Source organism: Dyadobacter pollutisoli (assembly GCF_026625565.1).
Lineage (GTDB): Bacteria > Bacteroidota > Bacteroidia > Cytophagales > Spirosomataceae > Dyadobacter > Dyadobacter pollutisoli.
This window is the reverse complement of sequence record NZ_CP112998.1, coordinates 2,197,267-2,220,871: the sequence shown is the minus strand read 5'-3', so window position 1 is coordinate 2,220,871 and position 23,605 is coordinate 2,197,267. Positions and strand designations below refer to the sequence as shown.

At 48.4% G+C, this 23,605-nt stretch carries 13 protein-coding genes; 11 read left to right on the top strand and 2 right to left on the bottom strand.

The features are described from left to right. Nucleotides 1–20: 20 nt before the first annotated feature. Entirely contained in the window at nt 21–2,381 is a 2,361-nt protein-coding gene (locus ON006_RS09070; protein ID WP_244818795.1) for an ABC transporter permease, read from the bottom strand. 246 nt (nt 2,382–2,627) lie between these two features. Here ON006_RS09070 and ON006_RS09065 point away from each other — a divergent pair, with 246 nt between their 5' ends. The 11 genes from ON006_RS09065 to abc-f all read left to right on the top strand — a co-directional run bounded on the left by ON006_RS09065 (nt 2,628) and on the right by abc-f (nt 22,520). Then, nucleotides 2,628–3,617, top strand: a complete 990-nt coding sequence (locus tag ON006_RS09065) for a FecR family protein (RefSeq protein WP_244818796.1) — start codon at nt 2,628–2,630, stop codon at nt 3,615–3,617. 210 nt (nt 3,618–3,827) lie between these two features. Next, entirely contained in the window at nt 3,828–6,686 is a 2,859-nt protein-coding gene (locus ON006_RS09060) for a SusC/RagA family TonB-linked outer membrane protein (protein WP_267609974.1), read from the top strand. A 28-nt stretch (nt 6,687–6,714) separates the two neighbouring features. After that, nucleotides 6,715–7,446, top strand: coding sequence for a SusC/RagA family TonB-linked outer membrane protein (locus tag ON006_RS09055; protein WP_267609973.1), 732 nt, complete (start codon nt 6,715–6,717; stop codon nt 7,444–7,446). Nucleotides 7,447–7,495: 49 nt separating this feature from the next. Then, nucleotides 7,496–8,956 carry a SusD/RagB family nutrient-binding outer membrane lipoprotein gene (locus tag ON006_RS09050; protein ID WP_244818798.1) on the top strand — a complete coding sequence of 487 codons (1,461 nt, stop codon included), beginning with the start codon at nt 7,496–7,498 and terminating at the stop codon, nt 8,954–8,956. A 38-nt stretch (nt 8,957–8,994) separates the two neighbouring features. Next, nucleotides 8,995–12,015 (top strand): amidohydrolase family protein, encoded by a 3,021-nt coding sequence (locus tag ON006_RS09045; RefSeq protein WP_244818799.1) that lies wholly within the window; start codon nt 8,995–8,997, stop codon nt 12,013–12,015. 51 nt (nt 12,016–12,066) lie between these two features. Next, nucleotides 12,067–15,114, top strand: a complete 3,048-nt coding sequence (locus tag ON006_RS09040; RefSeq protein ID WP_244818800.1) for a DPP IV N-terminal domain-containing protein — start codon at nt 12,067–12,069, stop codon at nt 15,112–15,114. Nucleotides 15,115–15,146: 32 nt separating this feature from the next. Further along, complete coding sequence (locus ON006_RS09035; protein ID WP_244818801.1) at nt 15,147–16,679, top strand: M20/M25/M40 family metallo-hydrolase; 1,533 nt, start codon at nt 15,147–15,149, stop codon at nt 16,677–16,679. Continuing rightward, nucleotides 16,679–19,717: an amidohydrolase family protein gene (locus ON006_RS09030; RefSeq protein WP_244818802.1), complete on the top strand. Its 3,039-nt coding sequence runs from the start codon at nt 16,679–16,681 to the stop codon at nt 19,715–19,717. Before ON006_RS09035 ends, ON006_RS09030 begins: the two co-directional genes overlap by 1 nt. A gap of 172 nt (nt 19,718–19,889) precedes the next feature. Beyond that, nucleotides 19,890–20,450, top strand: coding sequence for an RNA polymerase sigma factor (locus ON006_RS09025; protein WP_244818803.1), 561 nt, complete (start codon nt 19,890–19,892; stop codon nt 20,448–20,450). Nucleotides 20,451–20,569: 119 nt separating this feature from the next. Continuing rightward, nucleotides 20,570–20,722, top strand: a complete 153-nt coding sequence (locus ON006_RS09020; RefSeq protein ID WP_244818804.1) for a hypothetical protein — start codon at nt 20,570–20,572, stop codon at nt 20,720–20,722. A gap of 181 nt (nt 20,723–20,903) precedes the next feature. After that, on the top strand, nt 20,904–22,520 hold the full coding sequence (gene abc-f, locus ON006_RS09015; RefSeq protein WP_244818805.1) for a ribosomal protection-like ABC-F family protein: 1,617 nt from the start codon (nt 20,904–20,906) through the stop codon (nt 22,518–22,520). On the opposite strand, the gene ON006_RS09010 is transcribed toward abc-f, so the two are convergent. Continuing rightward, nucleotides 22,492–23,361 carry a tetratricopeptide repeat protein gene (locus ON006_RS09010; RefSeq protein WP_244818806.1) on the bottom strand — a complete coding sequence of 290 codons (870 nt, stop codon included), beginning with the start codon at nt 23,359–23,361 and terminating at the stop codon, nt 22,492–22,494. The two genes, abc-f and ON006_RS09010, sit on opposite strands and share 29 nt — an antisense overlap. Nucleotides 23,362–23,605: the final 244 nt, after the last annotated feature.

Sequence of the window (23,605 nt, the reverse complement as noted above, 5' to 3'; positions counted from 1 at the left end):
TACGCTCATAATCGCACGGGCTACTCCGACTTGATCGATTTGACCGGATTGGCCAGCGCCGCCTTGATACTTTGGAAACTAATCGTCAGCAGCGCACTAGCAATCGCCAGTAAACCGCCCAGCGGAAATATCCACCATTGGATTGTGACTTTGTATGCAAAATCTTTCAGCCAATGGTCCATCAGCAACCAGGCAATGGGCGACGCAATGGCAATGGCGAGAATGACCAGCTTTATAAAATCTTTTGAAAGTAATGCTGTTATGTTCAGTACTGTAGCGCCAAGCACCTTTCTGATGCCAATTTCCCTGGTGCGCTGCTCGGTCGTAAAAGAAGCTAGTCCCAGCAGCCCCAGGCAGGAAATAACAATGGCGATACCGGCGAAGAAGTTGAACAGCTGCCCGGTTTGCTGCTCAGACCGGTACATCTGATCATAATTTGCGTCAAGGAAAGCATACTCAAACGGATACTGGGGCAAATACTGCTTCCAGAGTTTTTCGGCGGCAGCCAATGCAGCCGGCGCCTGTTCGCCGGTAGTATGCACGTTGATAATGCTATTCCAAGCAGGGTTACTATACATAATGAGCGGCCAAACCGATTCACGGATTGTAGTAGTGTTGAAATCCTTGACCACACCAATGATGATCCCTTCCGTACTTTCTCTTTTAAACCGTTTTCCAACCGGATCCTTGATCCCGGCTTCCTTTACCGCTGTTTCATTTAAAATGAAGTGGGTTGAATCCGCTTTCGTACCGCTAAAATTACGTCCGGCGACAAGTTTCATCTTAAAATTTGGAATAAAGTCCTGGTCCACACTCATCTGCGCCATCACCACAACGCGGTCCTTTTCCTTTCCGTCCCAGTCACTGGATACCGTTCCGGTCAACACATTAACCGGTGACTCCGTGGACGTGCTCACTCCAAGAATGCTCGATTCATTCATCAATGCCCGTTTGAATTGAGGCGTAAACTTGCGTCCATTGAATGCGAAAACATGTTTTCGGTTATATCCCGGATCGCGCTCCCGAATAAACCGCAGCTGGCTGCCGATAATAAAAGTGCCCACGATGAGCACTGTAGCGAGCGAAAACTGGGTCACCACTAATAATTTCCGCAAGCCTGCACCACTTGCCTGGCTGGAATATCCCTTCAATGCCGTGATTGGATTGAACCTTGAAACCAGTAGTGCAGGGTAAATGCCCGCCAAAATGAAACAGAACAACAAAGACCCCGCCAGTACCTGCCATACCTGAGGATCACCCAGCGAAAAGTGACCAGACTTGCCCGTCACACTTGAATAAAACGGCAAAAGCCCCTGTAAAAGAATAATGGCCAATACCAACGATAAAGCCAATGTCAATGCCGATTCAATGAGCAGCTGCCTGGCCAGCTGCCATACACCCGCCCCGACCACCTTCCTGATTCCTACTTCCCGGCATCGCCTGGTGGCCCGGGCTGTGGTAAGGTTCACATAGTTGATACAGCCGATACCCAGCAAAAGCAGCGCGACTGTCCCCAAAATCTGTACCTGCTTCATCACCGCGTCATTGCCTTCCACCGGGTTGAGGTGCGTGTCAGTGAGGGGTTGGAGGCGGTAGTCGGACGTAATTTCAAGCTTTCTAAGCGCAGCTGCCTGAATAAATGTCAGTTTTTTCCCCACCGCCGCCGGATCAACGTTCGGACCCAGTTTGACATAGGTGCTAAAACTGTAATCGTCCCAGTTCTCGTCCATGAGCTTCTTACCGCCTTTTGCCGGATCGGCGTTCCTCAGCACTTCCATATTCACGTACATATTGTTCCTGAGCGACGAGTTGTCGGGAGCATCGGCCAGAACGGCGCTAACCGTAAATGACACATTGCTTTCGACATCGGTAATGATCTTACCGATCGCATCAGCAGTCCCGAAGAATTTCCGGGCCAGTTTTTCAGTCAGTACCACCGAATTTGGTGATCCAAATGGCTGCTTTTCGTTGCCATAAAGCACCTGGAAACCGCTGAATATTTCGAGAAAATTACCATCCGCATAGGCAAGATTACCGCGCTCCGTGAACGTTTTTCCGTTGGCACGGAACGTTCCCGAAGGATAGTATCCTATGCGGACAGCACTAGCCACCTCGGGCAACTGCTTTCTGGTAACCGCAGCGACAGGTCCGGGCGTGGATGTAAAAGTGTTTTCATCGGTACCCTTTCCAAAATGTGCATTAATCTGGTAAATCCGGTCGGCATCGGCATGGAAGCTGTCAAAGCTCAGCTCGTCCTTTACCCACCAGAACAGCAGCAGGCTCACTGCCAGCACCACTGCCAAACCACCAATATTAAGTGCTGAATACCAGCCGTCCGAAAGCAAATTCCGGAATGCAATTTTGAAGTAGTTACGAATCATGTCTCAATCGGATTAAGCTCTAAAACCAGTACTCGCCCGATGCTGCTATTGTTGCAATTTTATCGTCATTTTAATGTATCGGCAAATATTATTTCAGTAATTCACGCTTCTACAAAAATATTTTACCTTTTTCGTAGGGTACCACATTCAAATATGACTCTGTACAAATAGAACCGCCGACGTACAATCTGAACTGATATTATTCACCCGAAGCTGGCCGCTATGGAAGTCTCTAAAAAGCTGATAATGCTCTATTTTAGTGGAAAAACCACCCCTGCGGAAGACAGTATGGTTGAGCAATGGCTTTCACAGCACCCAGATAATGCCGCCAAAGCAATGGAATGGGCCGACGATGACAAAGCTGCGGAACAGGAAGACGACATTTTTGCCGACCTGATGATGTCCAAAAGCGAGGTTTGGGATGTCTCTCTTCAATACATCGAAAATCAGAAAACTTCTGCAAGCAATGAACCGCTGGGGCTTGAAATTTCAATGTGGAAAAACAGGAATATAAAACAATACATCTCCATTGCCGCAAGCGTCCTGCTGATTGCAGCATTTGCTTTTATTTGGTTAAAAAAAACAAATATCACCAGAGTAGCCACATCGTACGGAGAGGTTCGGCACATCATGCTGCCCGACAGCTCCGAGGTGGTCTTGAATGGAAACAGTCAGCTTAGCTATCAAACATCATGGGGCGATCAGCCGCGTGAGATATGGCTCGAAGGTGAGGCCTTTTTCGATGTGAGGCACATGCACACCAACACTACTTTTACTGTCCATTTGTCCAATGGCAAAAACATTGAAGTGCTCGGTACCGAGTTCAATGTCATCGACCGGGCCAAGAGAAGCTGCATAGTGCTCAAATCCGGAAGTATCAGACTGAGCTTGCCGGCAGAGAAAAAAGAACTGTACATGAAACCGGGCGACCTGGTGCAGATCACCAGTCCCAAATCGGAACAGATTGAAAAAGTGAAAGTTAACCCTGAGACTTATTCATCCTGGACCAAGGGCCGCTGGCGACTGGAAGGTACATCGTTGAAAGAAATGTTGCAAAAAGTGGAAGAAAACTACGGTATAATGGTCACCGTCGAAAACCAGGATCTTTTGAACAAAAAAGTCTCAGGCTCTATTCCGCTCAGCGCAAGCCAGGCCGACATTTTGATCCAGGATATTGCTAATTTGTTCGAATTACAACTAGTCCAAAAAGATAATAAGTTAATGCTGGCCGATTAGTCGGACACACTCCGGGGAGAGATTTGCATTCCTGAGCCGCAAACGGGAAACAGTCTCAAAATGATACCCTAATATAACCTGTTCCATTTTCAGAAAATACATCAAAGCATCACATCATGCTCGTTAGTGTGCTCTTGCTTGCTGTACGACCCGTTTTACTCTATTACGTATATATAAAATCGTTACAAATCCAACCATAGTTGAACCATTATGAAAAACATTTCCAGGATTTTCTTGTACACGCTTCCCTGGCTCACTGGCATTTTAGCCCCGGTGCAAGGTCAAATGGTATCCTATCTGATCCGCGACCGGCAAACCCACGAGTCACAGAAACCCCAGTACATTCAGCTCAAAGACGGATTGAAAGAACTTGAGGGCAAGTACAATGTATCTATCGCCTACCAAACGGGCCTTGTTGAGGACATCGTGATCAATACAAAACTAATGACAGCCGGAGGCAGGGATGCGACGATCGAAAGCATGCTTGATATTGTGTTAAGGGATTCGAAAATCCAGTACAGGAAGTCGCGGGAAGGCTTTTATGTTTTGTTCAAAGACGATAGTACGTCGGGCAAAAATCAGGCGAAAAATACGGGCGGTCCCTCCGTCTCCATGCTCAAAGTAGATTCCAGCTCTGAGTACGATACCAAGGCATTTGGGATCACTGGAAAAGTGACCGATAAAGCCAACGGAAACGGTATTCCGGGCGTCAACATTCTTTTAAAAGGCGCCAATATCGGGACAGTAAGCGATGTGGACGGGGCTTACAAAATCGATGTCCCCACGACCGAGGGGATACTGGTGTTTTCATACATTGGCTACGTCACGCAGGAGGTTCCGATCGCCAATAAATCGGTGCTGGATGTAGTGCTGGGTGAAAATGTGCAGGCGTTGTCCGAAGTCGTGGTAACCGCGCTCGGCTTTAAAGAAGCAGCTGATCGGCTGGGGTCAACAAGCAGTAAAGTCGCGGGTGAAGCGCTTGCCAAATCGGGAGAAACGAGTGTGATCAACGCCCTGGCCGGCAAAGCTGCCGGTGTGCAGATTTCCAGAGCAGCCGGTGATCCCGGTGCAGCGGCATTTATCCAAATCCGGGGCCAGAACACACTGACCGGAAATACACAACCGCTCATCGTCGTGGACGGAATCCCGATCAGCAACACCACCGAAGGCGGCACTTCGGGCGGCGTGGTACCTCAGTCACGTTTGAACGACATTAATCCCAATGACATTGCTTCCATGCAAATACTGAAGGGAGCATCCGCGGCGGCACTATGGGGCTCACGCGCCGCCAATGGTGTGATACTGATCACCACCAAAAGAGGCGCCGACAGCAACAAAATGAATATCGCATTCAGCTCCACGTATTCCGTTGATCAGATCAACCGCTTTCATCCGTTTCAGGGCAAGTTCGGGCAGGGTTCCGCCGGGCTGTACAATCCCAATGGGGCCAATGCCTGGGGTGACAAAATTGAATCAAGGGCTGGTGGCGCCGACGAGGTAAATACAGCCGGAGCTTTTTTCGAAGCACAGGACGGCACCAAATACTATCCGATCATTAAAAAGAATTCGAAGGAGGTTTACAACGACTCCAACTACGACCAGGTTTTTCGCAATGGTTACTTTATCGACAATGCTTTGAGCCTGAGTGGCGGCGATCAGAAAACGACCTATTTTTTCAGCGTTGGAGATATTCGTCAGAAAGGTGTGCAGCGTGGCAACAGTACTTACAACCGTACAACAATACGCCTGAATGTTGAACGTAAATTCAACGAAATCGTAAGAATGTCGGCTACGGCTGCCTATACCAAAAGCTTTTCGGACAGGATCCAGCGGGGTAATAACCTCTCGGGAGCCACAGTAGGTTTGCTTCGCAACCCAGCGGATTTTGACATTTCGGATTACAAAGGAAGTTACTATACCAGCCCCACCGCTTCTCCGATCCTGAACAGACAAAGAGGTTACCGCAGCTACCTCGGGGCAGTGATCAACCCGGCGAACAACAACTCCCTCTGGGCTCTTTACGAACAACAAAACACGACTGACGTTGACCGTTTCATGAACAGCGCCGAGTTGGGGATCAAACCAGCGTCGTGGCTCGATATTATCGCACGCGCCGGACTGGATACCTATTCCGATGAGCAGATCAATTATTTCCCGGTTAATGACATTACCGGCGCAGGAACCGGCCAATACAAAGAGCAGGTTACCAAAGAAACGCAGGTGAATGCCGATCTGCTGGCACGTGCTACCAAAGATTTCGGCCCCAATTTCGCTTCAACATACGTGGTGGGTGTCAACCTCAATAACCGAAAATACAACAACATGGGTGTCACGATCAACAACTTCCTCGTTGCCGACGCCCCCGCCAACTTTGCCAACGCCACTGCATTGAACCGCACGCCTGTCAACCTGAAAACGGAGGTCCGTACCGTTCGTGCCTATGCTACGGCCAGCTTTTCGGCATACGACGCATTGTTCCTGAACCTTTCCGGAGCCGCTGAATCCGCGTCTTCGTTTGGTGCACTGTCGGACAAAACATTCTACTATCCATCTGCCGACTTGGCCTGGATTTTTACTAAACTCAAATTCATGGAAAGTGCGCCGGGCATCAATTTTGCCAAATTGCGTGCCTCCTATGGCGTCGTGGGTGTACAGCCTCTGCCTTACCGCTCCAATACGATTTTTTCTTCCACTACTTTCAGTGCCAATCCGTGGGGCGACAACCTCGTAGGTTCGCAGTTTGGCAACGGGGCATACAGCCAGGGAAGCTCTATGGGCGACCAGTACCTGAAACCAGAACGAAAAGCAGAGTATGAGATTGGTCTTGATATGCGGTTGATCCAAAACCGTTTGAAACTGGGACTGACGTATTATAACAACAAAGTGAAAGATGTGCTGGTACCGGTGACACTTGCGCCCAGCACCGGTTTTGCAACCAAGTATACCAATGCAGCCGAACTTCAAAACAAAGGTTTTGAAATGGATCTGAGCTACGAAGTGATCAAAAAAAGGAAGCTTCAACTGGGCGGTACGCGGCAATTTCACACGCAACCGAAGCAAAGTCCTTGACCTGGCCGGCACCCAATCGCTTTACCTGGTGGGCGGTATCGAAAACTTCCTGGACGCCCGCGCGGTGGTAGGACAGCCCACCGGCGTGTTCTGGAGCAGCCGCTATTTGACTAAGGAAGACGGCTCTATCACATTGGATGCCAATGGATTTCCAGTCGCCGATCCGGTAACAGGGGTAGTAGGCAATCCAAACCCGGACTGGATCGGTGGTTTCGGAACCAGTTTTTCTTATAAGAAATTCAGTCTGGACGTATTGTTTGAAACTTCGCAGGGCGGCGACTATTTCAGCGGCACGAGAGGTATTATGTACAATTTCGGTACGCATGCTGACACTGGTAATGAGGTTACGTTGACGGCAGATACCAAAAACTACGCCGGCAAAACCATTGCGGCAGGCACGACAGTTCGTGGTAACATGAAAGATTTCGGTGCTGGCCCGGTACTGCTCGATGAAAGCTGGTATACTACATTAGGAAGTGGCTTTGGTTCATTGAAACAACAATTCGTGGAAGATGGCAGCTGGACGCGCCTTCGTCAGCTGTCCCTTTCTTACCGCCTGGACACCGATGCGTTCAGGAAGGCGACCAAATTGCAGGCGATCGAATTTTCTGTAACGGGGCGTAATCTTTTCCTCTGGACAAAAGTAGTCGGCATTGATCCCGACACCAATATGTCGGGCGGACCGGCGGGACGCAACATGGACTATTTTAACACGCCGGGCACCCGCTCATTCCTGTTTACACTGAAAGTAAATTACTAGGTATTCCTGCATCACAGCATCCATCCAAGAAATCTCATTCTCAAAAGATATGAAAACGAAAAGAAGGACATTCACAAGACTGGTAAGCCTGATCGTAGTCGCCGGACTCGTATCCTGCGAATCACTGGTCGACAATATGAATACCGACCTCAATAACCCGACGGATGCCTCCGCGTCACTCATTCTGACCGGCGCCGAACTGGGAAATGTGTCCGTCCAGGAAGGCCACCTGGCCCGGGTTGCGGCCATGTGGTCGGGATACTTTACCGGTACCGACAGACAGTACAAGGACATTTACAGCTACAATGTGACTGGCGCATCTTTCAATGACGTGTGGCAGTTTGTGTACCAGGGCGTAGCTGAGCAAACCAAGCTGGTGATCAGCAAATCGGAAGCGACCAATAACCGTCTGGTTCAGGGAATTGCGAAAATATTGCGCGCCAATGCACTGGGTACCGCCGCAGCTTGTTGGGGAGACATTCCGTTTTCGGAAGCATCCGACATTACCAAGTTCCCAAACCCCGCTTTTGAACCACAAGCGACCGTTTACGGCAAATTACAAGCCCTGCTCGACGAAGCAATCGCTGATCTTGAATCAGGGATTGGTACTTCCCCCGGCGTGGCCGACATATTCTTTCAGGGCGACGCCGGCAAATGGAAAGAGGCAGCCTACACGCTAAAATCGAGGTTTTACATGGAAACCAAAGAGTACGACCTTGCCTATGCTGCTGCCGGAAAAGGCATTACCTCCGCGGCCAGATCGTGGGTAGTGACCCATGGTACTACCCTCAATGTGAACGAAAACCTGATGTATGCATTCATCGCAAGAAGTCGTGTGGGTGATGTCAACTCATCGCTTGCGCTGGCTCCAAAACTGCTGAACCCGGCTAGCCCCACCTATCGTGGCAATGCAAAAACCAATGAAACGGCGCGCTACAACTATCATTTCATTACGGTAAGCGCGACTGGTACCGCCATTCCGGTATCGCCAAATACCAACAGTACAGCCGTTTCGCGCGGCCTTTTCGGCCAATCGACCTCCTATCCGCTGGTTACCTATTCCGAAAACATGCTGACGCTGGCGGAAGCAGGTTTGCGCAGCGAAGGTGTCACTGCCGGGCTCGAAAAACTGAATGCGTACCGTGCCTATCTCAACACCGGCGGGGATCTCGATCCAACTTACAAAACGGGCACTTACGCCTATCTCTACGAACCCTACACCGCCGCCGACATTGCACCGGGCGGAATGCTCAACAAAGATGGTGAAGCTCCTGAACAAGCTTTACTACGGGAAATTTTGATGGAAAGATATATCACATTCAATGGACAAATACTGGGTTTCAATGATTTGAGACGTACCCGCAAAGAAGCAGTGGCGGTACAGTTACCTCCGAGCGCAGGCAGCGTGCTGCCCGAGCGCATGATTTACAGTGAAGCAGAAGTCAATTCCAATACCAGTGCACCCAAGCCGGTTCCGGGAGTATTTGTAAAAACGCCCGTAAACCTGTAATACCCCTTTTGAAAATCTCCTAAACCATCGACTGCCGGATGACTTTTTTTCAAAACCACAAAATATCGCTCCTGTTCCTGGCAAGTTTTGGCTTGGCTGCATTGAATGTGCAGGCCGGTGCGATCATTGGTAATGCCGACTCTGTGAAAGTAACCCTCACAGAAGGTACCAACCTGGCCATTGCACTCTCACCGGACAAGAAAACCATTGCGATGGATTTGCAGGGCACTATTTTCACTGTTCCTGTAAATGGTGGGGTGGCCAAAGCAATCACTGATGAGTTCGGCGATTGCCGCCAGCCGGTATGGTCTGTGGACGGTTCAAAAATCACTTTTCAGGCGTTCTGGGACGGTAACTTTCATATTTATTCGGTGGATAAAAAAGGCGGTACGCCGGTACAGCTGACATTCGGCACATTCGATGACCGCGAGCCTTCCTGGTCGCCCGATGGCAAAAAACTACTTTTTTCCTCTGATCGCAGCGGTAACTACGACATTTGGCAGCTCGAAACTGAAAATGGCAAACTGACACAACTGACCAAGGACCCGGGCAATGATTATTTCCCTGCATTCTCCCCGGACGGTACCAGGATCAGTTACGTTTCGGAACGCACGTCGGCCCCAGGGATTTACATCAAAGAAGTTGCAGATGATGAAACCGCTGGCGATGAAAAGCTTTTCCTGACCACTACCGGAAAACTCGGCGCGCCCATGTGGCATCCCAGCCAGCCGAAGATCATTTTCAACAATTTTATCGATGGTAAAACCGTGCTGGACATGGCAATGCTGGGCGGCGGCGAATGGGTAACCCTGTCCGAACCTGGGGAAGATGTGTTTCCATTTAAAGCATTCTGGCTGTCCGATACCGAATACTTGTACACGACCGACGGTAAGATCATCAGGAAAAAGCTGGGTGAAAAACAAGGCTCTGCTGTTCCATTTCAGGTTCAAATGACTTTGGGACGAACACCTTACAAGACCAAAACCTACGATTTCAATGCAAAAACTGACCAGGCCGTCAAAGGTATCCGAGGGCCAGTGGTTTCGCCCGACGGTAAAAACATTGCATTTACGGCCCTGGGCGATATGTACATTTTGAAGAAAGGAAGCGAGATACCCACCCCAATTTCCAATGATGATTTTATAGAAATTGACCCTTCCTGGTCTGCCGACAGCAAGCAGCTCGCCTACCTCAGCGATCGAAAAGGTAACATGGACCTGTATACCCGGGATATGGTTTCGGGGAAAGAAACATTGCTCCTCGACGCGCCAGAGCCCATTACGATGCCGTCCTGGTCTGCCGACGGCAAGCAAATCGCTTATTACCAAAAAGACGCCTCGGTTTTCGGACGTTATGCATTGAAAACAATCGACATTGCTTCCGGCAAATCGAACACCTTATATGAACCCATTTTCGACGGTTCGCAACCCAGTTGGTCACCAGACGGCAAGTATGTGGTAGTGTCCTCACTGGTGCCCTACTCCACCCGGTACCGTGAAGGCGTCAGCAAGTTCTTAATTATTTCAACGGCCGACAAAAGCTATCGTTACATCACTCCTGCTAACGAACGGACGCTTTCGACCCGCGGCAAAAATGGCCCGTACTGGTCGCCGGATGGTAGCAAGTTCGCATTCTCGATGGACGGCGTGCTCTGGACGGTGGCGGTAAGCGAAAAAGGCGACCTGCTTGCAGCACCCCGCCGCCTTACCAATGAGCTGGCCGAAAATCCCAGCTGGACGGGCGATTCCAAAAGCATTGTATTCATGGCGACTGATGTTTTAAAAAAAGTATCGGTGCTCAGCGGCGCTACCGAAACCATTCCATTGAAACTCAGCTATAAAATAAAGCAGCCGACCGCGCAATATGTCATTCACGCAGGCAAGCTTTTCAATGGTAAAACAGATGGTTATCAGACTAATGTGGACGTGATCATTGAAGGGAACAGGATCGTAAAAATCGAGCCCCACAAAGCGGGCAGGGCCGGAAAACTGATCGATGCATCTTCCAAAACCGTCATTCCGGGACTTATTGAAATGCATACACACCAGTCTGCCGCTGCTGGTGAGCCGCTTGGCCGGCTGTGGCTGGGCTATGGCATCACTACCATTCGCGAACCGGGCGGCGATCCTTATGACGTCATCGAGCGGAAGGAGTCGTGGGCGAGCGGACGCAGATTGGGGCCGCGTAACTTTTACACCGGTGGTATCCTGGACGGCAGCCGTATTTACTATGGTATGAATGTCGGAAATGTGGCCGGTGCCCAACTTGAACTGGAACTGGAAAAAGCCAAGCGGCTGGGATTTGACATGATCAAAACCTACGTACGCATGCCCGATATCATGCAGCAGCGCGTTACCAATTTCGCGCACTCCATCGGCATCCCGGTGTCCTCCCACGAGATTTATCCTGCGATGCGTTACGGCGTGGATGCGGTGGAGCATATGGGCGCCACGAGCCGCAGAGGCTATTCCCCCAAATTGACCTCCATGAACAATTCGTATCAGGATGTGACCGAACTGCTCATAAAATCGGGGATGAACATTACACCAACTGCCTCATTGCAAGGCGGAATGCCTATGCTCGTTAACAAAGACCCGGAGTTTTTTAACCACAAACAATTCGCAGCATTTTACACGCCCGTTGTCGTAGAGCAAATGAAGGCGCAAACGGCATTGCGGGCCAAGAACAATCCTGCTTTTTTAACGTCATTTTCAAATATCCAGAAAACGGTCAAAACCATGGTAGAACGCGGAGGGCACGTCACGCCCGGCACTGATTCCCCGATAATTCATCCGGGGATCAGCTACCATGCTGAGCTGCAAAGCTGGGTCGACGGTGGTATTACGCCATACCAAACCCTGCGATCGGCCACATTATATGCCGCAGAAGCATTGGGTGTGAGCAAAGACCTGGGCACATTGGAAAACGGAAAACTGGCTGATATCGTGATCGTTGACGGCGACCCGTTAAAGAATATCAAAGACGTTCTCAATGTAGAAACCGTCATCCGAAACGGTGAAGTATTCGCGATTGAAGACATTTTGAAGAAGAAAAATTAAGCTGTTACCCATTCCTATTTTCACTTCTATTTCATCATAAAGATTGTGTTAATGATCCGTCCTACACCATTCTCCGAAGTACCTCAACTGAAAACGCCCCGTGTTACCTTGGGCGTTTTTTGTTTGCTTTTATTAGTCTCTTTTTTCAATTCCAAAAATGCGAAAGCTTACGCAACGACGGCTGACTCCATTAAAGTGGCTTTAACGGAAGGCACGAATATGGCGCTCGATCTCTCGCCCGACAAAACAACCATTGCTGCTGACATCCAGGGCACTATTTGGAGCATTCCCATTGCTGGCGGCGACGCCAAAGCACTAACAGACGGTATGGGTGACGACCGCCAGCCCAGCTGGTCGCCGGATGGCAGCAAAGTTGCCTTTCAGTCATTCCGTGACGGTTACTATCATATCTGGTCGGTCAATAAAGACGGATCGGGCTTGAAGCAGATCACATTAGGCGTGTTCGATGAGCGCGAACCGGAATGGTCGCCGGACGGAAAATCCATTGTCTTCTCGTCCGACCGGGCAGGCAATTATGATATCTGGAAAATGGATTTACACACCCATGCATTGACCCAAATCACCAAAGATCCTGCCAACGATTACTGCCCCTCATTCTCACCCGATGGTTCAAAAATCACCTTCATATCAGAGCGTACGAGTGCGCCGGGTATTTACATTTGGAGCTCGGATGGCGAGAAACTGGCGATCAAAAGCGCAGGAAAACTGGCCGCTCCCGCATTCAATCCGGCAGGTACCCACATTTTTTATAACCTCTCCACCGGCGCATTCAGCAGTTTACAGGATCTTGATATCGCAGCCGGTACTACTACTGCATTGACCGTGACCACGGGCGCGGGCATCTCAGATGTGTTCCCCTTCCGAACCAGCTGGTTGAACGAAGAAGAATATATGTACAGCGCCGACGGCAAGATCAAGATCTCGACTGTTGGCGAAAAAAATGAAGAGCTGGTACCGTTCAAGGCAATGGTTACTGTGGTTACGCCGAAATATGCACGCAAAGCCTACGATTTCAATGCAGGAAAACCGAAATCTGTGAAGGGTATCAAAGGCTTAAATGTGTCGCCAGACGGAAAAAGGTACGTTTTCTCAGCATTGGGAGACATCTGGCTTTTGGAAAAAGGAAATCCAATTCCCAAAGCATTAACCAAAGACGCCTACATGGACGCCGACCCAACCTGGTCGCCCGACGGAACGCAGCTAGCCTTCCTAAGCGACCGCTCAGGCGCGATGAACCTTTGGCTGCACGACATCAAAACGGGTAAGCAAACCATGCTCGTTAAACTGGATTACGATTTGAATTATCCGAATTGGTCACCTGATGGAAGCAAAATTGCCTTTTATATGGGCGATTCCAAAAACACCTGGGGGCGCGGTACTTTGCAAACCGTAGAAGTAAAAACCGGGAAAATTGAGAAGATACACGAATCGCTTTTTGTACCCAGCCAGCCCAGCTGGTCGCCTGATGGCCAGACCATTGCATTGTCGGGATTACAAGTTTATTCGACGCGCTACCGGGAAGGTATCAACAAATTCATCCTCGTTTCGCTGGACAAGCAGCCCGACCGTTTCGTGTCGCCAATGCCCGAACGCTCCCTAGGTATGCGCGCCAAAAACGGCCCCGCCTGGTCACCCGACGGCAAATACATTGCGTACACGCAGGACGGTTTGCTCTGGACCGTTCCAGTGGACGCGACCGGCAACATTGTGGGCGCGCCGAAAGTGCTGACGCACGAGCTATCCGAAGTACCCAGCTGGACGGCCGATTCAAAAACGATCGTCTTTATGGCGACGGATACCATTAAGCAAATCACGCTGGCTGACGGGAAAATAGAAACCATTCCCCTGAATTTCAAATGGGACTACAAGCAACCCAAAGAGATCACGGTGATCCATGCGGGAAAGGTTTTTGACGGTAAAAATGAAGCCTACCATACCAATGTAGATATCATCGTGGAAGGTAACCGCATCCGCGAAATTGTACCGCACAAGGCCGGCAGGACAGGAAAACTCATTGACGCATCCGACAAAACGATTATCCCCGGACTGTTCGAAATGCATACCCACCAGCACGCTATGACGGGCGAAAAACTAGGCCGACTGTGGCTGTCTTACGGCATTACTTCTCTCCGCGAAACCGGCGCCGATCCATTCGATGCATTGGAACGGAAAGAATCGTGGGATGCCGGTACGCTCACAGGTCCGCGCGAGTTTTTCACCGGCGGACTTACCGATGGCAGCCGCATTTACTACGGGCTGGCCAATAGCATCTATTCTACCTCCCAGCTGGATATGGAGCTCGACAGGTCGGTGCGGCTGGGTTATGATATGATCAAAACCTATGTACGGATGCCTGATATTTTACAGCAGCGCATTACCAACTTCGCCCATGCACACGGTTTGCCGGTTTCGTCCCATGAAATATTCCCTGCTATGCGCTATGGTGTGGATGCGGTGGAGCATATCGGTGGCACGAGCCGACGCGGGTATTCTCCGAAAATTACCGCCATGAACCATAGCTACCAGGATGTGAAGGAGCTTTTGCTCAAATCTCAAATGAATATCACTCCCACGATTTCATTGCAGGGCGGCTACTTCGCGATGGCTTCCAAAGATCCCGATTTCTACGAAAACAAGCAGTTCAGAGCCTTTTATAGCACTGAATTCATCAATGAGATCAAAGCTAATGTCCCCATGATTGAAAAAATGTTTCCGGGCTATATGAGCAATTTTGGTCAAATCCAGAAGACTACGAAAACTTTAATGGCTTCCGGTGCGCGTGTCACTGCGGGTACCGACAGCCCTTTTGTTCCATACGCCATGAGCCTGCATACTGAGCTGCAAGCCTGGGTGGATAGCGGCATCAGTCCATTCGAAACATTACGATCGGCCACGCTTTGGGCCGCGCAGGCCGTGGGTGTGAGCAAAGATCTGGGATCATTGGAAAAAGGAAAGCTGGCCGATCTGGTGATTGTTGACGGCGACCCGTTGGTGCAGATCCGGGATGCCTGGAATGTAAAATCGGTCATGAAAAATGGCATCATTTTCACGATCGATGATTTACTGAAACGGCCGTAATTGTCTTTTTAACATTGTTCTGAAAATTTACTATGATAATACCTAGCACAAAAACCAGGCTTTTTAGTATCACATTCATTTGTATATTAATCAGTTACCAAAGCTTTGCTCAGAAAACAGACCTGCTTGTAAGCAAACGAATGCTGCCTGCGATCGAGGAACTGAAAGACTTTGTATTGATACCCAATGATGCCCTGGTAGCCGAAGACATTGATAAAAACCTGGTATGGTCAGAAGAAGCATTTGCCAAAAGGGGATTCAAAACATCGATTCTTAAAACCGAAAAAATGCCGCTTTTCCTGGCTGAGAAAACGTATCCCGGCAACACGAAAACCGTGCTTTTCTACTTTCACCTGGATGGTCAGGCTGTGCGGCAGAATGAATGGTTTCAGAAAAATGCTTACGGAACGGTTTTAAAGGAAAAAGACAAGGATGGCACTTTTAAAGAAATAGACTGGTCGCTTTTACAAAAAGCCGAAATCAACGATGAATGGAGGCTTTTCGGACGTTCTACGTCCGATGATAAGGGGCCGATTATCATGTTGTTGCAGGCAATGGATATGCTGGAAGCTGAAAAACAAAATCCACCTTTTAATTTGAAAGTAGTATTGGATTGTGAGGAAGAAAAAGGCTCACCGGGACTGAAAGGAGCGTTGGCTACTTATAAGAACAATCTGATGGCCGACTACCTGATCGTAATGGACGGGCCAATGCATTCGTCCAACCTTCCTACCCTCACATTCGGCTGCCGCGGTGGCACCGGCTTCGCGCTGACAACTTACGGCGCTATTGTTCAGCAGCATAGCGGACATTTCGGAAATTATTCCCCTGATCCGACATTCAGTTTATCCAAGATCATTGCTTCGATGAAAGACGAGGACGGCAGGGTTTTGGTGAAGGGTTTTTACGATGGGATTACATTCGACGATGAAACCGTGAAAGTAATGGCTGCGGTACCGGATGTCACTGCCGACATTAACAACCGCCTGCAAATTGCGGCCGAAGAAAAAGTGGGTAAAAACTACCAGGAATCCATGCAGTATCCTTCACTGAACATTCGCGGGTTGAAAGCAGCTGTGGTAGGAAAAGGCGGTGGCTCGATCATTCCCGAAGAAGCGATTGCCGAATTCGGGATCAGGCTGGTACCTGAAACTGACGGAAAAAGAATGACCGGGTTGGTGAAAACACATATTCAAGGCCTGGGTTATCAGGTTGTAGACCATGTGCCGACCAAAGAAGAAAGATTAAAATACAAGAAACTGGTCTTTATGAGCGGCGGTGGAGGCGGCTCCCCGGCCTTCCGGACCGAGATCAATTCACCGATCGGTAGTTGGCTAAAAAAATCAATGAAAACAGCTTTTCAAACCGATCCGGTCATTATTCGCATCATGGGCGGCTCAGTACCGGTGGTACCATTCATTCAAACGCTCGGCGTGCCGGCGGTGATCGTTCCATTGGTCAATATGGATAACAACCAGCACAGCCCGAATGAAAACCTGCGGCTAGGTAACCTGAGGTCGGGGATTAAGACCTGTTTTTCGATTTTAACCACTCCTATCAACTAATGGCTTACAAAAAGAAAACACTAGCAAGGATACTCAAAACAATGTCTGCCAGCGCAAAAGCAATGCTGGCGGGCATTTTGCTTTTTACATTGGTTTCATCGAAATCAACAGCACTAAACGCTGACTCCCTGAAAGTTACCATCACCGAAGGCACCAATATGGCGATCGCGCTTTCACCGGATAAGGCGACCCTGGCAATGGATATTCAGGGTACGATATGGACGTTGCCGATTACTGGCGGGAAAGCAAAGGCGATTACAGACGCGCTCGGCGATTGCAGGCAGCCCACCTGGTCGCCCGACGGTACGCAAATTGCATTTCAGTCTTACCGGGATGGTAATTTCCACATTTGGAAAATCAATAAAGACGGTACCGGACTGAAACAAATCACTTTTGGTGTGTACCACGACCGGGAGCCGCATTGGTCGCCCGATGGAACAGCCATTGCTTTTTCATCCGACCGGAACGGCAATTATGATATCTGGAAAATTGTTTTAAAAAATGACAGTCTCGTCAGGCTCACCGACCATCCGGGCAACGATTACTTTCCAGCATTCAGCGCGGATGGAAAAAGCCTTGCATACGTATCCGAGCGATCCGCGGCGGCGGGCATTTACATTAGTGACGCGGGCGGCCAGCATCAATTGTTTGTTCATAGCAAAGAAAAACTGGCCTCACCCATGTGGCATCCCAGTAGTAACCAGATCATTTTTAACAGCTTGATTCCAAATGCGAGTACACTCGATATCGTAAAAACAGGTGGTGGCGACTGGCAAACGTTGTCGGATTCGACCGAAGATGTATTTCCTTTTAAACCCAGCTGGCTTTCCGAAACCGAGTTTCTGTACACTGCTGACGGACAGATCAAGCTCCGAAACCTGGGTGACAAATCGGTGAAAACGATCGCGTTTACAGCAGAGCTCAACCTGATGCGGGACAAATATGCACCTAAAACAAGGGATTTTGATTCTGTGAAACCAAAACCTGTACAGGGAATTAGGAGTCCGATTGTTTCTAATAACGGCAAATTCATTGCATTTGCAGCTTTGGGTGATATCTGGATTCTGGAAATTGGTAAACCAAAACCGGTGCAGGTGACCAATGATGTATTTATAGATGTAGACCCGGTATGGTCGCCGGACGACAAATGGCTGGCGTTTACGAGTGACCGTAATGGTAATATGGACCTTTGGATCAGGGAAATCAAAACCGGAGCTGAAACTTGTTTGTTTGATGCTGCCGACAATTTGAAATTCCCCAGCTGGTCGCCTGACGGCAACAAAATTGCCTTTTACCAGGCTGACCCAAAGGCTTATAGCCGAAACACATTGAGTATTATTGACATTAAAACCAAGAAACTAGAAAGTATCTACGGAGGACTTTTCGAGGCATCTCAGCCCAGTTGGTCACCCGATGGGAAGTATGTGGTCGTTTCCTCCCTGGAATCATACTCAACCCGTTTCCGCGAAGGTCTGAGCAAGTTCCTCATCATTCCGGCCGACAAATCCGAAGCGCGGTTTGCGTCCCCTGCGTCTGAACGTTCTCTGGCGACACGAGGCAAAAACGGTCCGGTTATCTCACCCGACGGTAGTTCAATTGCCTATATTCTGGACAATGTATTATGGACCGTCCCGATTGACAATCAACTGAATATTACTGGTCCACCAAAACAACTCACGAATGAGCTGGCCGAAGATCCAAGCTGGTCAGGCGACTCGCGCAGCATCGTTTTTCTGGCTACGGATAAGCTCAAAAAAGTAACGGTAGCTAGTGGACATATCGAGCCAATATGGATGGACTTCACCTGGAAAGCCAAAAAGCCCGAAGGACGTCTGGTGATTCATGCGGGCAGAGTATTCAATGGCAAAACAGAACAATACCTTGAAAATGTGGATGTTGTGATTGAGAAGAACCGCATTAAAGAAATCGTCCCGCATCAGGCTGGCCGGAGAGGAAATGTTGTAAACGCTTCCAAACAAACGCTTATACCGGGCCTTTTCGAAATGCATACCCATCAAAATGCGCAATTGGGCGAAAAAGGCGGCAGGCTGTGGCTTGCCTATGGGGTTACCTCCATTCGTGAGCCAGGGACTGATCCTTACGACGCATTGGAGCGAAAAGAATCCTGGAATAGCGGCAAACGACTGGGACCGAGGAGCTTTTTTACAGGCGGACATATGGAAGGAAACCGGATCTATTACAACCGGAACACGAGTAATGTCGGTGGTGCGCAGCTGGACCTTGAACTAAACCGCGCATTGACATTGGGTTATGATATGATCAAAACGTACGTGGGGCTTTCAGATATTTTACAAAAACAGGTAACCGAATTTGCCCATAAAAACGGTTTGCCGGTATCATCCCATGAAATCTATCCGGCGATGGGTTTTGGTGTGGACGGCGTAGAACACATTGGCGCCACCAGTCGGCGCGGTTACTCGCCCAAACTAACTGCTTTAAATAAAAGCTATCAGGACGTAACAGAGCTGGTGTCAAAATCAGGGATGTACATGACCCCCACTATTTCGCTTCACGGCGGATTCAATGCATTGATTCAGAGTGACAAATCATTTTTTGACCACTGGCAATTCACCACATTTTATTCAGAAAAACAAAAAGAAAGCCTGAACTCGGCAGCAGCCCGCGCCGCTGGCTCCAACAAAACCTATCATCACGTTGAAAAATCGATAGTGAGTCTGATGCAAAAAGGCGCGAAACTTACGCCGGGAACCGACTCGCCGATTATCCCGTCGGGACTAAGTTACCACGCTGAACTCCAAAGCTGGGTCAAGGCTGGCTTGTCTCCTTTTGAAACATTGCGTGCCGCTACATTATGGTCTGCCGAAGAAGTGGGTGCAGGCAAAGACCTCGGCACGATCGAGCCCGGGAAACTGGCAGATATGGTCATTTTAGATGGCGATCCATTGAGACAAATCAAGGATATATTAAATGTAAAAGCGGTGATCAAAAATGGCGAATACCTGGATATTGAAACATTGAAAACCGGGAAACAGGCACTGATCAAAAACCAGGACTAGCCAATTGAAGAATGTTGAAAAAACGTCGATTGCAATTATTTAATATATAATAGAATTGACAAAAATTAAAATATTGTATTGCTAAAAATTTAAATGCCGATTTATTATATTTATAAGTAACAATGAAGCAGAATAATATTTTGACAATATTTTTATTTCAATGATAAAAAATATGAATAAATCAACATTTTCTGATCATGAGCTCATCGGGCTCATCGCGGCGGACGATACCGAGGCATTCAAAATATTATTTGACCAATACTACCCTACGCTCGTCCGGGTTTTGATGCGGTACTCCAATGACACCGAGCAGATCAAAGATTGGGTACAGGAAATTTTTATTCGCCTTTGGGAGGGCAGGCAGCAGCTTGACATTAACCACATTGATAATTTTAAAGCTTATTTCATTGTAACTGCACGCAATTATGCGATCCGCGTACTTTCCAAAAAGAAAAAAACAGAACTGGTGTTTTCCCCTGAAATGGTCGCCTGCGAAATAGCAGACAATAATTTGCTCGAAGGCCTGGCAGAAACGGAGCTACGAGATGCCTACCAGTCCGCACTTGCGAAACTCCCACTGAAAACCCAGGAAGCCTATTATCTTAACAGGGAAAAGGGCCTGACCTACGGCAAAATCGCCGATGAACTGGGTGTATCCATCAAAACCGTGGAGGCTCACATTTCAAGAACTATGGCATTCTTACGACAGGAGCTCGTCGTTTACCTGCGCTAAATCCCCGTTTTCTGCCCCCATACTGACATATTTGTTAGTATCTTACAATTGCCTGCAATTTTGAATGCTACCTGTTTCTTTTGCGAGGAACATCGTAACATTCATCAACAGGAAAAGTCATGGATTTGTATTTGAAAGGAAAAACCGCACCCAACCCGGGCCTGATTGATACCGGGAATATTCGCCGTTTCTTTCCTGCGGACGAGCGTAAGGAATTTGCCGGTAGCGAAATCCCGCTGGGTAATTTCGGTCAACGGCAAGACAGGCCATAGGGCGGTTTTTCTGGTAGGAAGGTACTGATCAGCGTTTTGATTATGCGTCAAAAAAATATTTTTTTACCTTTGTAGCATCAATCAAAAATCATCTTCAATGTAAGAGATAATTTCTTTCAGGAAAATAAACAGGGCCAATCTATAAGGCTTCTGTCACTATTCACTTTTAAAGAAAGAAATTATGCTTTTTCTTCAAGATGCGTCTTACACGCATCCCAATAGAGATTTGTTGTTTAGTAACATCAATCTCGCCATCAATCGACAGGACAAAATTGCATTGATAGGTAATAACGGTTCGGGGAAATCGACCCTCTTACAAATCCTTGCCGGCACATTGCAACTCTCTGACGGACAGGTTAAAACTGAATCCAGGCCTTATTATGTGCCGCAAATTTTTGGCCAGTTTAATGACCACACCATTGCCCGCGCACTTGGCATCGAGGACAAACTTACCGCCCTGAAACAGATTCTCGACGGCCAGGTAACGGAAGAAAATCTCACATTACTGGGCGATGACTGGACCATTGAGGAACGGTGCAGTGAGGCTTTTGCACACTGGAACCTGGATGCGCCCGACCTGATGCAGAAAATGGGAACACTTAGCGGAGGACAAAAAACGAAAGTTTTTCTGGCCGGGACCGCGATCCATCATCCTGAAATAGTGCTACTGGATGAGCCCAGCAACCATTTGGATACCGTCAGCAGGGACATTCTCTATGAATACATTAAAACCACAGCGGCCACATTGGTAGTAGTGAGCCACGACAGGACATTGCTGAACCTGCTGGACACGGTTTATGAGCTTAGCAAGCGGGGTATAACGGTCTACGGGGGCAATTATGATTTTTATGCTGAACAGAAAATGATTGAAAGCGACGCCTTGAACCAGGATTTAAAAAGCAAGGAAAAGGCGCTGCGCAAGGCAAAAGAGATCGAAAGAGAATCTGTGGAGCGCCAACAAAAACTGGATGCACGTGGCAAGAGGAAACAGGAAAAAGCCGGCTTGCCCACCATTTCCATGAATACATTTAAAAACAATGCAGAGAAAAGTACTTCGCGCATCAAGGGCGTTCACGCAGAAAAAGTCGGTAACATTTCCCAGGACCTGACTGAGCTCCGGGCCTCATTGTCCGGAATGGACAAGATGAAGGTCGATTTTGATCATTCGGCGCTTCATAACGGAAAGGTACTAGTTACTGCGAAGGACATTAATTTCGGTTTCGGCGATCATTTGCTCTGGAAAGAGCCCATGAATTTTCAGATCACAAGCGGTGATCGTTATGCGATCAAAGGCCAGAACGGTTCGGGCAAGACGACATTGATCAAAATGCTTTTGGGAGACCTTCTACCACAGACAGGAACCATTGAATGCACGAATATGAATGCGATTTACATTGACCAGGATTATTCGCTGATTGACAATACCCTGACCGTTTACCAGCAGGCGCAAGAATATAATTCAGGCGCTTTGCAGGAACACGAGGTCAAGATCCGATTGAACCGGTTTTTGTTTACAAAAGAATATTGGGACAAACCTTGCCTCGTGCTCAGTGGCGGGGAGAAAATGCGGCTGATGCTTTGCTCACTGACGATCCGTAACCACGCTCCGGACATCATCATCCTCGACGAACCGACCAACAATCTGGACATTCAAAACGTTGAGATCCTGACCGCCGCAATCAGTGCGTATCAGGGCACATTACTGGTTGTTTCGCACGATGAGTATTTTCTGAAAGAGGTCAATGCAGCAGGTTCAATCCATCTACCGGCTACTGCATATTCAAAGCCCTTTTCATAAATCCACCCAGAAAACTGGCTACAAATGTAAGAATAACAGAACCGTACAGACTGAAATTTTCGAGCTCGCGACCACTCGTGGTTTCCGGTTGAGTGGTAAACAAAAAATAGCCACTCAACACCACAATACACTGCATCAGCGCGAGTAACCAGCCTTTGTGAGGCTCGACAAAACCAATCGCAATGGCGGAGAATACGGCAACCAGGTAAGGTAGGTGAACGCTTTCGGCTTTTTTAACAACCAAAATGACGAGTATGCTTGTAAAAACAACCATAACCATGCTGGCGATCAATTTTTTGTCTAAAAATGGCGCACTACTGCGTGGAGCAGTACCATTGCTTTTCGATTGCTCGGTAATGCGTTTTTCAGTTGCAAAATCCTCCTGCGCTTCCGTTTCGCGGTTCAGTTTCAGATAAGCCTGGCCTCTCCAGTGATATGGTGCTGGGGAGGTTTCTTCTGCTTTCGTAATTGCTTTGTTAAACTTCGACAGCGCGGTCTCCAAGTCATTGGCTTCCAAGTATAATTTACCAAATTCCAGGTGTGCAATGAAGGCTTCGTCGTCCAGGCTCACGGCAGTCTGAATGTCGTTAAATGCCTCAGGCACATTACCTCTGCCCTTTTGAGTTAAACCTCTGTACAAATAGGCGATGCAGGATTTAGGTTTTTCCTTGACCTTTTTATCAAAATACCAGTAAGCCTCTTCGAACCGACCGTTTCGGTACATTTCCACGCCTGGTGAGAACTCCGCTTCTTCCTTTTCCGATTTACTGCGCAGATCGGCGTAATTTCTTAAATAATATATGTACCCGAAAAAAGTGGCAACAACGAGCAGTTCCAGCATGAGGTTTTTCTAATATCAGCACCGAATGATTTATGAACGCTAAACTAGCCATTACTACCTAAAATTCCGCCCCGTTGGAAAAATCTCACGTTCCGCCGGAAAAGTCTCAGTCTGGATATGCTTCCCTACCTGCATCTGCTTGCTCACCACCTGCGAAAGGTATCCACCTTTCTCGTCAGCGCTGGAAAGCGCAAGAGTACAACCAAGCAGGAGAATTACTGGTATTTCACCTTTAACAAGTAGT